13 protein-coding genes are annotated in these 14,180 nt (G+C 69.2%); all 13 read left to right on the top strand.

All coding sequences use genetic code 11. The features are described from left to right. The first annotated feature begins 70 nt into the window (after positions 1-70). Positions 71-1,354 carry a geranylgeranyl reductase family protein gene (locus tag BN1187_RS01795; RefSeq protein ID WP_097677294.1) on the top strand — a complete coding sequence of 428 codons (1,284 nt, stop codon included), beginning with the start codon at positions 71-73 and terminating at the stop codon, positions 1,352-1,354. Positions 1,355-1,385: 31 nt separating this feature from the next. Beyond that, positions 1,386-1,745 (top strand): NADH-quinone oxidoreductase subunit A, encoded by a 360-nt coding sequence (locus tag BN1187_RS01790; protein ID WP_040159646.1) that lies wholly within the window; start codon positions 1,386-1,388, stop codon positions 1,743-1,745. Between the two features lie 17 nt (positions 1,746-1,762). Further along, complete coding sequence (locus BN1187_RS01785) at positions 1,763-2,317, top strand: NuoB/complex I 20 kDa subunit family protein (RefSeq protein ID WP_040158214.1); 555 nt, start codon at positions 1,763-1,765, stop codon at positions 2,315-2,317. 134 nt (positions 2,318-2,451) lie between these two features. Next, positions 2,452-3,210, top strand: a complete 759-nt coding sequence (locus BN1187_RS01780; protein WP_040159644.1) for an NADH-quinone oxidoreductase subunit C — start codon at positions 2,452-2,454, stop codon at positions 3,208-3,210. Beyond that, positions 3,207-4,553, top strand: a complete 1,347-nt coding sequence (locus tag BN1187_RS01775; RefSeq protein ID WP_040158212.1) for an NADH-quinone oxidoreductase subunit D — start codon at positions 3,207-3,209, stop codon at positions 4,551-4,553. The genes BN1187_RS01780 and BN1187_RS01775 overlap by 4 nt, the downstream gene beginning before the upstream one ends. Beyond that, the gene (nuoE, locus tag BN1187_RS01770; protein WP_052462168.1) at positions 4,550-5,326 is read left to right on the top strand and encodes an NADH-quinone oxidoreductase subunit NuoE; all 777 of its coding nucleotides are present in this window, start codon (positions 4,550-4,552) and stop codon (positions 5,324-5,326) included. Before BN1187_RS01775 ends, nuoE begins: the two co-directional genes overlap by 4 nt. Continuing rightward, a complete protein-coding gene (nuoF, locus tag BN1187_RS01765; RefSeq protein ID WP_082034438.1) occupies positions 5,323-6,711 on the top strand; it encodes an NADH-quinone oxidoreductase subunit NuoF in 1,389 nt (462 codons plus the stop codon). The genes nuoE and nuoF overlap by 4 nt, the downstream gene beginning before the upstream one ends. Continuing rightward, positions 6,708-9,197, top strand: coding sequence for an NADH-quinone oxidoreductase subunit G (locus tag BN1187_RS01760; RefSeq protein WP_040158210.1), 2,490 nt, complete (start codon positions 6,708-6,710; stop codon positions 9,195-9,197). The genes nuoF and BN1187_RS01760 overlap by 4 nt, the downstream gene beginning before the upstream one ends. Beyond that, the gene (gene nuoH, locus BN1187_RS01755; protein ID WP_072041927.1) at positions 9,194-10,585 is read left to right on the top strand and encodes an NADH-quinone oxidoreductase subunit NuoH; all 1,392 of its coding nucleotides are present in this window, start codon (positions 9,194-9,196) and stop codon (positions 10,583-10,585) included. The genes BN1187_RS01760 and nuoH overlap by 4 nt, the downstream gene beginning before the upstream one ends. Beyond that, a complete protein-coding gene (nuoI, locus tag BN1187_RS01750) occupies positions 10,586-11,140 on the top strand; it encodes an NADH-quinone oxidoreductase subunit NuoI (protein WP_040158209.1) in 555 nt (184 codons plus the stop codon). Then, positions 11,137-11,958 carry an NADH-quinone oxidoreductase subunit J gene (locus BN1187_RS01745; protein ID WP_052462167.1) on the top strand — a complete coding sequence of 274 codons (822 nt, stop codon included), beginning with the start codon at positions 11,137-11,139 and terminating at the stop codon, positions 11,956-11,958. Before nuoI ends, BN1187_RS01745 begins: the two co-directional genes overlap by 4 nt. After that, positions 11,955-12,254, top strand: a complete 300-nt coding sequence (gene nuoK / locus BN1187_RS01740; protein WP_040158207.1) for an NADH-quinone oxidoreductase subunit NuoK — start codon at positions 11,955-11,957, stop codon at positions 12,252-12,254. The genes BN1187_RS01745 and nuoK overlap by 4 nt, the downstream gene beginning before the upstream one ends. Positions 12,255-12,291: 37 nt before the next feature. After that, positions 12,292-14,172: an NADH-quinone oxidoreductase subunit L gene (nuoL, locus tag BN1187_RS01735; protein ID WP_040158204.1), complete on the top strand. Its 1,881-nt coding sequence runs from the start codon at positions 12,292-12,294 to the stop codon at positions 14,170-14,172. The last annotated feature ends 8 nt before the right edge of the window (positions 14,173-14,180 follow it).

Below are 14,180 nucleotides of genomic sequence, written 5' to 3'. Positions count from 1 at the left end.
ACGTTACGCCTAGACTGTGGCCCGGTTCGGCCCCCTCAGGCGGCCAGGGATTCCAGGGAAGGAAGCATCGGTGGACGTTGACCAGGCTGCGCTTGGCCGCGTCGTGGAAGCCGACGCGATCGTCGTGGGTGCCGGTCCCGGCGGCGCGGCGACCGCCCGCCACCTCGCGAACCGCGGTCTGGACGTGGTGCTGCTCGAGAAGGCGACCTTCCCCCGCGACAAGATCTGCGGCGACGGCCTGACCCCCCGCGTCACCAAGCAGTTGATCCGGCTGGGCATCGACACGTCCGAGGAAGCCGGCTGGCACCACAACACCGGCCTCCGCGTCTTCGGCGGCGGCACCGGCGAGTTGATCCTGCCGTGGCCCGAACTGAGCGAGTTCCCGTCCTACGGCCTGGCCCGCGCCCGCACCGAGTTCGACGAGATCCTGGCCCGCCACGCGGAGGCCGGGGGAGCGACGCTCGTCGAGGACGCGAACGTCTCCGAGCCCATCCTCGACCCGCGCACCGACCGCATCGTCGGCGTCCGCTGCAAGGACGGCCGCGAGTTCCGCGCCCCCTTCGTCGTCGCGGCCGACGGCAACAGCTCCCGGCTGGCGCTCGCGATGGGTCTGGCGAAGCGCGAGGACCGCCCGATGGGCGTCGCCGTGCGCACCTACGTCGAGTCGCCGCGCTCCGACGAGCCGTACCTGGACTCCTGGCTGGAGCTGTGGGACGGTCGTCCCGGCCAGTCGAACCTGCTGCCCGGCTACGGCTGGGCCTTCCCGCTCGGCAACGGGCTGGTGAACGTCGGCCTGGGCACCGTCGCGGCGAAGCCGTCCGACCTCGGCAAGGTCGACTACCGCGCGCAGCTGCGGCGTTGGCTCGAAGGGACGCCCGAGGAGTGGGGCTTCCGCAACATCGTGGGCCCCGTCCGCGGAGCGGCGCTGCCGATGTGCCTGAACCGCCAGCCGCTGTACAGCCGCGGCCTGTTGCTGGTCGGGGACGCCGCCGGCATGATCTCCCCGTTCAACGGCGAGGGCATCGCCTACGCGCTCGAGGCGGCCGAGTTCGCCGCCGACGCGATCGCCGAGGCCCACTACCGCGGCGTGGGTACCGCGTCCGCCGAGAAGGCGCTGCGCGGCTACGCCACGCAGGTGAAGGCGTCTCTCGGCGGCTACTTCCGCCTCGGCACCATCTTCGTCAAGCTCATCAACGACCCGCGGGTGATGCACGTGTGCGTGCAGTACGGATTGCCCCGGCCTACCCTGATGAAATTCACGATGAAACTCCTCGCCCACCTGTACGACACCAAGGATGGTGATTGGATGGACAAGGTGATCACGGCCGCCACCAAGGTGGTCCCCTCGGCATGACCGATTCGCACCAGAAGGGATGGGGTTGGCGATGAGCCCCTATGTTCCGATCCTCGGGGTCTTGTTCTTCTCGGCCTTGCTCTTGGGCGTGATGATCCTCGCGTCCCTGTTCATCGGGCCGAAGCGCTACAACAAGACGAAGTACATGCCCTACGAGTGCGGCATCGACCCGACACCGAAGCCCCGCGGCGGCGGGCGCTTCCCGGTGAAGTACTACCTGACCGCGATGATGTTCCTGGTGTTCGACATCGAGATCGCCTTCCTCTACCCGTGGGCGGTGGCCTTCGACCAGCTCAGCATCTTCGTCGTCTTGGCAATGATCGTGTTCGTCCTCCTGCTCTGCATCGCGTACTTCTACGAGTACCGGCGCGGCGGCATGGAGTGGGACTGAAAGGGAGGCGGATCACCATGGGTCTCGAAGACAAGGTTCCTGAGGGCGTCCTGCTGACGACCGTCGAAGGCATCGCCGGGTGGATGCGCAAGACGTCGTTCTGGCCGGCCACCTTCGGCCTGGCCTGCTGCGCCATCGAGATGATGACCTACGGCGCCCCGCGCTTCGACGCCGGCCGGTGGGGCCAGGAGGTCTTCCGCGCGTCGCCGCGCCAGGCGGACCTGATGATCATCTCCGGCCGCGTCAGCCAGAAGATGGCGCCGGTCATGCGTCAGGTCTACGACCAGATGCCGAACCCGAAGTGGGTCATGGCGATGGGCGTGTGCGCCAGCTCCGGCGGCATGTTCAACAACTACGCCGTCGTGCAGGGCGGCGACCACATCGTCCCCGTCGACATCTACGTCCCCGGGTGCCCGCCGCGTCCAGACATGCTGATCGACGCGATGTTCAAGCTGCGCGACATGGTCGCCCACGACCCGATGGGCGCGCACCGCGAACGCCTGCAGGAGGAGGCCGAGAAGGCCGCCCTGGTCGCCCCGTCCACCCTGGAGATGAAGGGGCTCATGCGATGAGCGACAAGCCCGAAAAGCCCATGGCCGGGGGCGATCCCAAGGCCGCCGAGCGCGAGGCCCAGAGCCGGCCGGGCGAGCCCGGCGCCAGGCCCGACTTCGTCGGCGACGAGAAGCCGCGTCCGGCCGACGAGTCCGTGGGCGAGGAGAAGAAGGACGAAGCGGTCGGCTCCGCCCCCGAGGAGGGCGTCGAGCGTGAGGACGCCCAGGCGGACGACGCGCCGGGCGAACAGCTCGCCCGCCGCCAGGCCGCCGAGTGGCAGCGCCCCGAGATCACCCGCCGGGGCATGTGGTCGGATGGCTCGCCCGATACGTCGGGCTACGGCGAGATCGTGCGCACGATCGAGTTGCCCGCGGGCCAGCAGATCCCGTCGGGGTCGTGGCAGGAGGCCGTGCGCGACCGCCTTGAGCTGGTGGCGCCGGACGGCGTCGCCCACGTCCTGTTCGACCGTGGCGAGCTGACGTTCTACGTACGCCGCGAGCGGCTGGCCGAGGTGATGCAGGCGCTGCGCGACGACGCCATGCTGCGCTTCGAGTTCTGCGCCAGCGTCTCGGGCGTCCACTACCCCCAAGAGACCGGGTCCGAGTTGCACGTCGTCTACCACCTGCACTCGTACACGCACAACCGCCGGCTCCGGGTGGAGACCGCCTGTCCCGACGCCGACCCGCACGTGCCGAGCGTCGTCGGCATCTACCCGGCGGCCGACTGGCACGAGCGGGAGACCTGGGACATGTTCGGTGTCCTCTTCGACGGGCACCCGGCGCTCACCCGCATCCTGATGCCGGACGACTGGGTCGGCCACCCGCAGCGCAAGGACTACCCCCTCGGCGGCATCCCGGTCGAGTACAAGGGAGCGGTCGTGCCGCCCCCGGATCAGCGGAGGAACTACCGATGAGCAACGCCACCGAGCACGACTTCTACGCCGGCCCCGGCGAGGAGGCGACCGGCGCGGTCTACACCTCGACGGGTGGCGACTGGGACTCGATCACGCAGGAGCAGGCCGACCGCCAGGACGAGACGCTGGTCATCAACATGGGCCCGCAGCACCCGTCGACGCACGGCGTTCTCCGCCTCATGCTCGAGTGCGAGGGCGAGACCGTGAAGTCGATCCGTCCGGGCATCGGCTTCCTGCACACCGGCATCGAGAAGAACATGGAATACCGGACGTGGTCGCAGGGCACCGCGTTCGTGACCCGCATGGACTACGTGGCCCCGCTGTTCAACGAGGCCGCCTACTGCTTCTCGGTGGAGCGGCTGCTCGGCATCGAGGACCAGATCCCGCAGCGCGCCCAGGAGATCCGGGTGCTCGTGATGGAGCTCAACCGCATCGCCTCCCACCTGGTGGCCATCGGCACCGGCGGCATGGAGATCGGCGCGCTGACCGTCATGACGATCGGCTTCCGCGAGCGTGAGGTCATCCTCGACTTCCTCGAGGCCCTGACCGGGCTGCGCATGAATCACGCGTACATCCGTCCGGGCGGCGTCGCGGTCGACCTGCCCGAGACCGGGCTGACGCAACTGCGCGGCGTCATCGACTGGCTCGAGAAGCACCTCCCGGAGTACGCGGGCTTCTGCAACGAGAACCCCATCTTCAAGATGCGCATGGAGGGCATCGGCTACATGAGCCTGTCCGCCTGCATGGCGCTCGGCATGACCGGGCCCGTCCTGCGCTCGACCGGCTACGCGTGGGACCTGCGCAAGCAGCAGCCCTACTGCGGCTACGAGACCTACGACTTCGACGTCCCGACGTGGGACACCTGCGACAGCTATGGACGCTTCCGCATCCGGCTGCAGGAGATGTGGGAATCGCTGAAGATCGTCAAGCAGTGCGCCGAGCGCCTCGAGAAGAGCGTCGGCCAGCCGGTGATGATCACCGACGCCAAGATCGGGACGCCTGCCGACCTGGCTGTCGGCCCCGACGGGCAGGGCAACAGCCACGAGCACATCAAGCACATCATGGGCGAGTCCATGGAGGCCCTGATCCACCACTTCAAGGTGACGACCGAGGGGTACCGCGTCCCGGTCGGACAGGCCTACGTCCCGATCGAGTCGCCGAAGGGGGAGCTGGGCTGCCATGTCGTCTCGGACGGCGGCACGCGCCCCTACCGCTCGCACATGCGCGACCCAGGGTTCAACCATCTGCAGTCGATCCCGATCATGTGCGAGGGCGGCATGATCTCCGACGTCGTGGTGGCCATCGGCTCCCTCGACCCCGTCATGGGAGGTGTTGACCGGTGAGCGTCGACCAGAACAGCGCGCACGGCCCGGTGGGCCACGAGTTCGAGTCGCACTTCCCGGAGTCGGGCGCGGTCGACTACTCCGACCAGAGCACGAACATCGGCGAGACGACGCTGGAGGAGATGCGGCAGATCGCCGAGCGCTACCCGCAGCCCCGCTCGGCGCTGCTGCCGATGCTGCACCTCGTGCAGTCGGTGGACGGCCGGATCTCCCCGGCCGGCATCGAAGCCTGCGCCGAGGTGCTCGGCATCACGCCGGCGCAGGTCTCGGGCGTCGCGACGTTCTACACGATGTACAAGCGGCGTCCGGCCGGCCGGCACCACGTCGGCGTCTGCACCACCGCCCTGTGCGCGGTGATGGGCGGCGACTACCTGCTGGAGCAGGCCGAGCAGCGTCTCGGCATCCACGAGGGCGAGACCACCCCCGACGGCGCGGTCTCGCTGGAACGCATCGAGTGCAACGCGGCCTGCGACTTCGCCCCGGTGATGATGGTCAACTGGGAATTCATGGACAACATGACCCCCGAAAAGGCCGACGCGCTGCTCGACGACCTGGTCGCCGGCCGCGAGGTGCACTCCACCCGCGGCGCGACGATCACGTCGTGGCGCGAGGCCGAGCGCGTGCTGGCCGGGTTCCCCGACGGCCGCGCCGACGAGGGCCCGACGGCCGGCCCGGCGTCGCTGCTCGGGCTCGACATCGCGCGCGAGCGCGGCTGGAAGGCACCCGATGTCCCGCCAAAGACCGCCACGGACGAGGCCGAGGAGCAGAAGTGACCGACGTGTTGACCCCTGTCCTGAGCGCCAACTGGGCCGACGAGCGGGCGTGGAAGATCACCAACTACGAGCGCCGCGGCGGCTACGCGGGCCTGCGTAAGGCGCTGCAGCAGTCGCCGGCGGACGTCACCGCCCTGGTGAAGGATTCCGGGCTGCGTGGACGGGGCGGCGCCGGCTTCCCGACGGGCATGAAGTGGGGCTTCGTCCCGAAGGACAACCCGAACCCGAAGTACCTGATCGTGAACGCGGACGAGTCCGAGCCCGGCACGTGCAAGGACATGCCGCTGCTGCTGGCGTCCCCGCACACGCTGGTCGAGGGCGTCATCATCTCCGCCTACGCGATCGGCTGCCGCTACGCCTTCATCTACGTGCGCGGCGAGGTGCTTCATGTCATCCGGCGCCTGCAGCAGGCTGTCCGGGAGGCCTACTCGGCCGGCTACATCGGCAAGAACATCCTCGGCTCGGGCTACGACCTGGAGGTCGTCGTGCACGCCGGGGCCGGCGCCTACATCTGCGGCGAGGAGACCGCGCTGCTCGACTCGCTCGAGGGACGCCGCGGCCAGCCCCGCCTGCGCCCGCCGTTCCCGGCCGTCGCCGGCCTGTACGCCTGCCCGACCGTGGTGAACAACGTCGAGACCATCGCCTCGGTGCCACAGATCGTGGACAAGGGCGCGGCCTGGTACCAGACGATGGGCACGGAGAAGTCGAAGGGCTCCACCATCTACTCCCTGTCGGGCCACGTCGCCCGGCCGGGCCAGTTCGACGCCCCGCTCGGCATCACGCTGCGCGAGCTGCTGGAGTTGTCCGGTGGCGTCCGCGAGGGTCACCAGCTGAAGTTCTGGACGCCCGGCGGCTCGTCCACGCCGATCCTGACCGCCGAGCACCTCGACATCCCGCTCGACTACGAGGGCGCCGCCGCGGCCGGCTCGATGCTGGGCACCAAGGCGCTCCAGATCTTCGACGACACCACGTCGATCGTGCGCACGACGCTGCGCTTCGTCGAGTTCTACAAGCACGAGTCCTGCGGCAAGTGCACCCCGTGCCGCGAGGGCTCGTGGTGGCTGGTGCAGATGCTGAAGAAGTTCGAGGCGGGCGAGGCCGAGGAGGGCTCGGTCGACACGATGCTGGACGTCTGCGAGAACATCGGCGGCCGCTCGTTCTGCGCGCTGGCCGACGGCGCGGTCGCGTGCGTCACCTCCGCGGTGAAGCACTTCCGCGAGGAGTTCGAGCAGGGCTACCACACCCCGGCCTGGGAGTTGTTCCCGTACGAGCGCAGCGCGCTGTTCCCCCCTCGAACGGCTCCGGCCGAGTACCCCGAGCGCGATTCCAACCCCGGTCAGGGCGCTCTCGAGCAGACGACCGGCAGTGAAGGAGGCCTGGCATGAGCGTCGACACCAAGGCGGAGACGGGCGTCGAGAAGTCCGATCTGATCAGCGTCTTCATCGACGGCACCGAGGTGAAGGTGCCCAAGGGGACGCTGGCCATCCGCGCCGCCGAGATGATCGGCGTCGCGATCCCGCGATTCTGCGATCACCCCCTGCTCGACCCGGTCGGCGCGTGCCGCCAGTGCCTCGTCGAAGTCCCCGACGCCGGCAACGGCCGGGGGATGCCGAAGCCGCAGGCGTCCTGCACGCTCGAGGTGGCGCCCGGCATGCGCATCGACACGCAGCGGACGTCCGAGGTGGCCACGAAGGCCCAGAAGGGCATGATCGAGCTGCTGCTCATCAACCACCCGCTGGACTGCCCGATCTGCGACAAGGGCGGCGAGTGCCCCCTGCAGAACCAGGCGATGGCCAACGGCCCGAGCGAGAGCCGCTACCTCGGCGTCAAGCGGACGTACCCCAAGCCGGTGTCGGTATCGGCGCAGGTGCTGCTCGACCGCGAGCGCTGCGTGTTGTGCGCGCGCTGCACCCGGTTCTCCGAGCAGATCTCCGGCGACCCGTTCATCACGCTCGTCGAGCGGGGCGCGCTGCAGCAGGTGGGCTTCTACGAGGACGAGCCCTACGACTCCTACTTCTCCGGCAACGTCATCCAGATCTGCCCCGTCGGCGCGCTGACCAGCAGCGACTACCGCTTCCAGAGCCGGCCCTTCGACCTCGTGTCGACGACGACGACGTGCGAGCACTGCGCCGCCGGCTGCGAACTGCGCACCGACCAGCGGCACTTCCAGGTGAAGCGTCGCCTCGCCGGCAACGCCCCCGAGGTCAACGAGGAGTGGAACTGCGACCGCGGTCGCTTCGCCTTCCGCTCCGGGCGCGGTGAAGACTGCCTCAGCCGCCCGCTGATCCGCGAGAACGGCGTGCTGCGCGTCGCGTCCTGGCCCGAGGCCATCGACGCGGCCGTCGCGGGCCTCAAGCGCGCGGGCAACTCGGTCGGCGTGGTCGCCGGCGGACGCCTGACCCTCGAGAACGCCTACGGCTACAGCAAGTTCGCCCGGCTCGCCCTGGGCACGAACAACATCGACTTCCGCTCCCGTCCGCACTCGGAGGAGGAGGCGGCGTTCCTGGCGCACGCCGTCGCCGGACGCCGGGTCGGCGAGGACGGCACCTACCGCGGGCTCGAGGAGGCCAAGCAGGTCATCTGCGTGGCGTTCGAGCCCGAGGAGGAGTCCCCGATCGTCTTCCTGCGGCTGCGCAAGGCCGTCCGCAAGCACGGGGCGTCCGTGGTCACCGTCGCGCCCTGGCTGTCCAACGGCGCGCGCAAGCTGGACGCCGCGCTGATCGCGACCCAGCCGGGCCGCGAGCCCGAGGCGGTCGCCCAGCTCGAGGCGGACGCCAACTCGGTCATCCTGGTGGGGGAGCGGGCCGCGACGCTGCCCGGCACACTGCCGGCCGTCCTCGACCTGGCGTCCCGCACGGGCGCCACGCTCGCCTGGATCCCGCGCCGCGCCGGCGAGCGCGGCGCTCTCGAGGCCGGTTGCCTGCCGGGCCTGCTGCCCGGGGGACGCCCCGTCGCCGAGTCCGCCGCCCGCGTCGACGTCTCGACGGTGTGGGGTGGCGCGACGCTGCCGCAGCGCCCGGGCCTCGACGCGGATTCCATGTTCACCGCCGCCGCGAACGGAGAGCTGGAGGCGCTGGTGATCGCCGGCGTCGAGCCCACCGACTTCACCGACGCGAAGGGCGTCCGGGCCGGGATCGAGCGCGCGGGCTTCGTCCTGAGCATCGAGCAGCGCCTCAGCGAGGTCACCGAACGGGCGGACGTCGTCCTCCCGGTCGCCCTGATCGAGGAGCAATCGGGCACCTTCGTCAACTGGGAGCACCGCCACGGCCGCGTGAACCGGGTCATCAAGCAGGGTGGCTCGCCGATGACCGACCTGCGCGCGCTCGCCGCCCTGGCGGACGCCCTCGGCGTCGACCTGGGCGTGCGGCTGGCCAAGCAGGCCCGCGCCGAACTCGACGAGCTCGGCGTCTGGGACGGTGCCCGCGTGCCGCGTCCGGTGGGGGGCGTCTCGTTCGAGTCTGCCGACCGGAGGGCCGAGGGCGCGCCGCGCCGGCTCTTCGAGCGGCACAAGCACCCGGTGGCCGACCTGGGCTTGGCGCACGGCACCACCGGCGACGGCGTGGTGCTCGCCAGCTGGCGCCAACTCATCGACGGGTCGGCGTCCAACGACCACGCCCCGGCGCTGCGGGCGACCGCCAAGCCGGCCGTGGCCCGCATCAGCCCTCGCACGGCCGAGCGCCTCGGCCTCGTCGACGGCGAGGACGTCTCGGTCAGCTCGCAGCGGCACGCCGCGGTGCTGCCGCTGGTCGTGGAACCCACCATGGTGGACGACACCGTGTGGGTGCCCGGCAATCTCTGGTCCGTGGGGCTCGGCGAACTCGCCGTGCTCCCGGGCGATCAGGTCAACGTCTCCGCTGGAGGTGCGGCATGAACCCGGAAGCCCCGCTGGTGATGAACGATCCCTGGTGGCTCGTCCTGATCAAGGTCATCGGCGTCGTCGTGCTGCTGCTGACCTGGACGATCTTCAACGTCTGGTACGAGCGGCGCCTCGTCGGCAAGATGCAGCACCGCCTCGGCCCGATCATGAACCCCACGTGGCTGGGCGGCCTCGGCCAGGCGCTCGGCGACGGCATGAAGCTCCTGTTCAAGGAGGACTTCGCGCCGGGCATGGTCGACCGGGTGCTCTACACGCTGGCCCCGCTCGTGGTCGGGGTCTCGGCGTTCACCGCCTGGTCGGTGATCCCGCTCGGTGGTCAGGTGTCGATGTTCGGCGTCCAGACGCGCCTGCAGGTCACCGACATGGACGTCTCCGTGCTGGTCTTGCTGGCCTGCGCCTCCGTCGCCGTCTACGGCTTCGTGCTCGCGGGCTGGTCGTCCAACTCGCCGTACTCGCTGCTGGGCGCGCTCCGCTCGACCGCGCAGATGATCTCGTACGAGCTGTCGATGGGCCTGTCGTTCGTGGCGGTGTTCCTGTTCTCCGGCACGATGTCGACGTCGCAGGTCGTGGAGGCGCAGGCGCGTCCGATCTCGTTGTTCGGGCTCGACCTCGGGGCGATAGGCCTTCAAGGGTGGTACTTCGCGTTGCTGCTGCCGTCGTTCGTGATCTATGTGATCTCGATGGTCGGCGAGACCAACCGCGCCCCGTTCGATCTGCCCGAGTGTGAGTCCGAGCTCGTCTCGGGCCACCTCACCGAGTTCACCGGCTTCCGCTACGCCGTGTTCTTCCTGGCCGAATACATCAACATGGCCACCGTCTCCGCGATCGCCACCACGATGTTCGTCGGCGGCTACCACGCCATCTGGCCGTTCGAGCCAATCGCCAACGCGCTCGGCTTCTCGGTCGACCACGGCTGGTGGGGCCTGCTGTGGTTCGTCATCAAGGTGCAGCTGTTCATCTCGCTGTTCGTCTGGCTGCGCGGCACCCTGCCGCGGTTCCGCTACGACCAGTTCATGAACCTGGGCTGGAAGTGGATGATCCCGATCTCGCTGGCCTGGATCATCCTGATCTCCCTGGTGCGCGGGCTGCAGAACGCGGGCCTGCTGAGCCCGGTGATGCTGGGCGGTCTGCTGATCGTCCTGGGCTTGGCCGTCATCGCCTTCTGGTTCCTCGGCACAGAGAAGGACGCCGAGGTGCGCGAAGCGGACATCGAGCACTTCGACGCCTTCGCCGGCGGTTACCCCGTTCCGCCGATGCCCGGACAGACGCTGCCCGAGCTGGCAGGCGTCGTGCACGGCGTCCCGGCGGACGACGACATCGACGACGACCCGACCACCTACGACCTCCCGCGCCGGGCGGTCGTGACCGACGAGGAGCGATAGATGGGATTCTTCGACGCATGGGCCGGCTTCGGTATCACGTTCCGAACGATCTTCCGGCCGACCTTCACGCAGGGCTACCCGCAGAAGGGGCAGGAGAAGATCACGGCTCCGCGGTTCCACGGCCGCCATCAGCTCAACCGCTGGCCCGACGGGCTGGAGAAGTGCGTCGGGTGTGAGCTGTGCGCGTGGGCCTGCCCCGCGGACGCCATCTACGTCGAGGGTGCCGACAACACCGAGGACGAGCGCTACAGCCCCGGCGAGCGCTACGGCCGCGTGTACCAGATCAACTACCTGCGCTGCATCCTGTGCGGGATGTGCATCGAGGCCTGCCCGACGCGCGCCCTGACGATGACCAACGACTTCAAGCTCGCCGACACGACGCGGGAGAAGATGATCTACACCAAGGATCGTCTGCTGGCCCCGCTGCTGCCCGGCATGGAGGAGCCGCCGCACCCGCGGCGTCTGGGCAACGACGAGCGCGAGTACTTCCTGGGCCTGCCGAAGACGGGCCAGCCCGACACCCGCACCGGCGTCAATGAGGGAGCCAAGAAATGAACCCTGCGCTGATCCCCCTGGTCACCGGGACGGAGGTGACCTTCTGGGTGTGCGCCACGATGATGGTTCTCGGCGCGCTCGGCCTGGTGCTGTTCCGCAAGGCCGTCTACTGCGCCTTGTCGATGGTGGTCGTCATGGTCAACCTCGCCGTGCTGTACGCCGCGATGGAGGGGCCGTTCCTGTTCGTGACGCAGATCATCGTCTACACCGGCGCCATCATGATGCTGTTCGTGTTCGTGATGATGCTGGTCGGCATCGACCGGCCGGACTCGACCGTCGAGACGATCAAGGGCCAGCGCGTCCTCGGCCTCATCGCCGGCGTCCTGCTCGCGGCGCTCCTCATCTACGCGATCGCCGGGGCGGTCACGGTGGGTCCCGCCGGGCTCGCCGGACCGAACGCCGCCGACGGCGGGAACGTCCAGGGCCTCGCCGGCCTGCTGTTCGGCCGCTACATCTTCGTGTTCGAGCTGACCGCGGCTCTGCTGATCACCGCGGCCGTCGGCGCCATGGTGCTGGCGCATCACCAGCGCATCCATCCCAAGGCGAAGCAGCGCGACCTCGCCGACGAGCGCATGCGGGCCTACGCCGCCACGGGCGAGCACCCCGGCACGCTGCCGAACTCGGGCATCTTCGCCACCCACAACTCCATTGGCGCCCCGGCGCTGCTGCCCGACGGCTCGGTCGCCGAGAAGTCCGTCAGCAAGACGCTGGTGGCCCGCGGAGCGACGATCGACCCGGCCGGGCTGCAGGAGGGGACGCGGCGCAACTTCGAGGAGCTCGAGCGGGTGCGCGACGCAGACGAGGAGGACGACGAATGAACCCCGAGAACTACCTGATCCTGGCGGCGATCCTGTTCGCCATCGCGGCAGTCGGGGTCCTCGTCCGCCGCAACGCGCTCATTGCGTTCATGTGTGTCGAGTTGATGCTGAACTCCTGCAACCTCGTCCTGGCCGCCTTCGCCCAGATGCGGGGCAACCTCGACGGGCAGGTCGCGGCCTTCTTCGTGATGGTCGTCGCGGCCGCAGAGGTCGTCGTGGGGCTCGCCATCGTCATGATGATTTACCGGACGCGCCGGTCGACCTCGGTCGATGACGCCAACCTGCTGAAGCTCTGAGAGGTCGGCCGTGTTTCTTTTGGAGACTGTTCAACCGATGGCCGCCACCGGGTCCTTCCTGTACGCCTGGCTGATGATCGCCGCCCCGCTGGTGGTGGCGGGCATTCTGCTGGTCGGCGGGCGCGTCACCGACGCCTGGGGACACTTGCTGGCCACCCTGGCGATCTGGGTGTCGTTCGCCGTCGCCGCCGTCATCTTCGCCGAGATGTGGTCTCGCCCGGTCGGCGAGCGGGTCGTGGAGTCGCACCTGTACGAATGGTTCAGCGTGGGATCCTGGTCGTTCCCCGTGGGTCTGTACGTCGACCCGCTGTCGATCCTGTTCGCCCTGCTGATCACCGGCGTCGGCGGCCTGATCCACATCTACTCGATCGGCTACATGGCGCACGACCCGCGCCGCCGCCGCTTCTTCGCGTTCCTGAACCTGTTCGTCGCCGCCATGCTGATCCTGGTGCTGGCCGACAACTACCTGGTGCTGTTCATCGGCTGGGAGGGCGTCGGCCTGGCGTCCTACCTGTTGATCTCCTTCTGGCAGGAGCGGCCCGCGGCGGCCGCCGCCGGCGTCAAGGCCTTCGTGATGAACCGCGTCGGTGACATCGGCATGACGCTGGCCATCTTCTCGATGCTGGCGATGTTCGGCTCGGTGCGGTTCCAGACCGTCACGGAGGGCGCCGCGCAGCTGCAGCCGCTGTGGGCGACGATGATCGGCCTGTTCCTGCTGCTCGGGGCCTGCGGCAAGTCCGCGCAGGTGCCGCTGCAGGCCTGGCTGCTGGACGCCATGGAGGGCCCGACCCCGGTGTCGGCGCTCATCCACGCCGCGACGATGGTGACCGCCGGCGTCTACCTGGTGGTGCGCAGCCACGCGATCTTCGAGGCCAGCCCGGTGGCGCAGCTCGCCGTGGTCATCGTCGGCACCGTCACCCTGCTCGCAGGCGCCTGGATCGGCTGCAGCAAGGACGACATCAAGAAGGTGCTGGCCGGCTCCACGATGAGCCAGATCGGCTACATGATGCTCGCCGCGGGCATCGGCCCGGCCGGCTACGCGTTCGCGATCTTCCACCTGCTCACCCACGGCGCCTTCAAGGCCAACATGTTCCTCGGCGCCGGCTCCGTGATGCACGGCATGAACGACGACGTGAACATGCGGCATTTCGGCAACCTGAGCAAGTACATGAAGGTGACGTTCGCCACGTTCGGGATCGGCTACCTGGCGATCATCGGCTTCCCGTTCCTGTCGGGCTACTTCTCCAAGGACCACATCATCGAGGCGGCTTTCCACGCGAACGCCGTGGCCGGAGTGTGCGCACTCCTGGGCGCGGGCATCACCGCGTTCTACATGACCAGGCTGATGCTGATGACGTTCTTCGGCGAGGAGCGCTGGCTCGCCGGCGTCCACCCGCACGAGTCGCCGAAGGTGATGACGATCCCGCTGATCATCCTCGCGGTACTGTCGATCGTGCTCGGCGCCCTGATGAACTCGTGGATCCAGGGCTGGCTCGAGCCGGCCGTGGGCAATCACCCGCACGAGGTCTCGCTGATCCCCACCCCGATCGGCTGGGCGACCCTGATCGTCGTCGCGCTCGGCGTCCTGGTCGGCTGGATGGTCTTCGGACGCCGCCCGGTCCCGGCCGTCGCGCCGTCCAGCAGCAACCCGCTGACGGTCACCGGCCGCCACGACCTGTTCGGCGACGCCATCAACGACGTCGTCGCGGTCGCGCCGACCATGGGCGCGGCGCGGGGCCTGGCTCACTTCGACAAGCACGGCCTGGACGGCGCCGTCGACGCGACGGCGTTCGCGTTCGGCGGCCTGTCCAAGCAGATGCGCAAGCTCCAGAACGGATATGCACGCAGCTACGCCCTCACCATGGTGCTCGGCTTCGTGGGCGTCGCCGTCCTGCTGATCCTCACCCACCTGGCCTGAGTTAGGAG

The sequence above is a fragment of the Nigerium massiliense genome (assembly GCF_000826085.1).
Classification (GTDB): domain Bacteria; phylum Actinomycetota; class Actinomycetes; order Propionibacteriales; family Propionibacteriaceae; genus Propioniciclava; species Propioniciclava massiliense.
This window is presented reverse-complemented; position numbering and strand designations above follow the sequence as displayed.

What these genes read in the sequence shown, in the direction of transcription:
- BN1187_RS01790 (WP_040159646.1), top strand. Translation starts at nt 1,386, where the DNA reads ATGAGCCCCTATGTTCCGATCCTCGGGGTCTTGTTCTTCTCGGCCTTG.
- BN1187_RS01785 (WP_040158214.1), top strand. Translation starts at nt 1,763, where the DNA reads ATGGGTCTCGAAGACAAGGTTCCTGAGGGCGTCCTGCTGACGACCGTC.
- BN1187_RS01775 (WP_040158212.1), top strand. Translation starts at nt 3,207, where the DNA reads ATGAGCAACGCCACCGAGCACGACTTCTACGCCGGCCCCGGCGAGGAG.
- BN1187_RS01760 (WP_040158210.1), top strand. Translation starts at nt 6,708, where the DNA reads ATGAGCGTCGACACCAAGGCGGAGACGGGCGTCGAGAAGTCCGATCTG.
- nuoH (WP_072041927.1), top strand. Translation starts at nt 9,194, where the DNA reads ATGAACCCGGAAGCCCCGCTGGTGATGAACGATCCCTGGTGGCTCGTC.
- nuoI (WP_040158209.1), top strand. Translation starts at nt 10,586, where the DNA reads ATGGGATTCTTCGACGCATGGGCCGGCTTCGGTATCACGTTCCGAACG.
- BN1187_RS01745 (WP_052462167.1), top strand. Translation starts at nt 11,137, where the DNA reads ATGAACCCTGCGCTGATCCCCCTGGTCACCGGGACGGAGGTGACCTTC.
- nuoK (WP_040158207.1), top strand. Translation starts at nt 11,955, where the DNA reads ATGAACCCCGAGAACTACCTGATCCTGGCGGCGATCCTGTTCGCCATC.
- nuoL (WP_040158204.1), top strand. Translation starts at nt 12,292, where the DNA reads ATGGCCGCCACCGGGTCCTTCCTGTACGCCTGGCTGATGATCGCCGCC.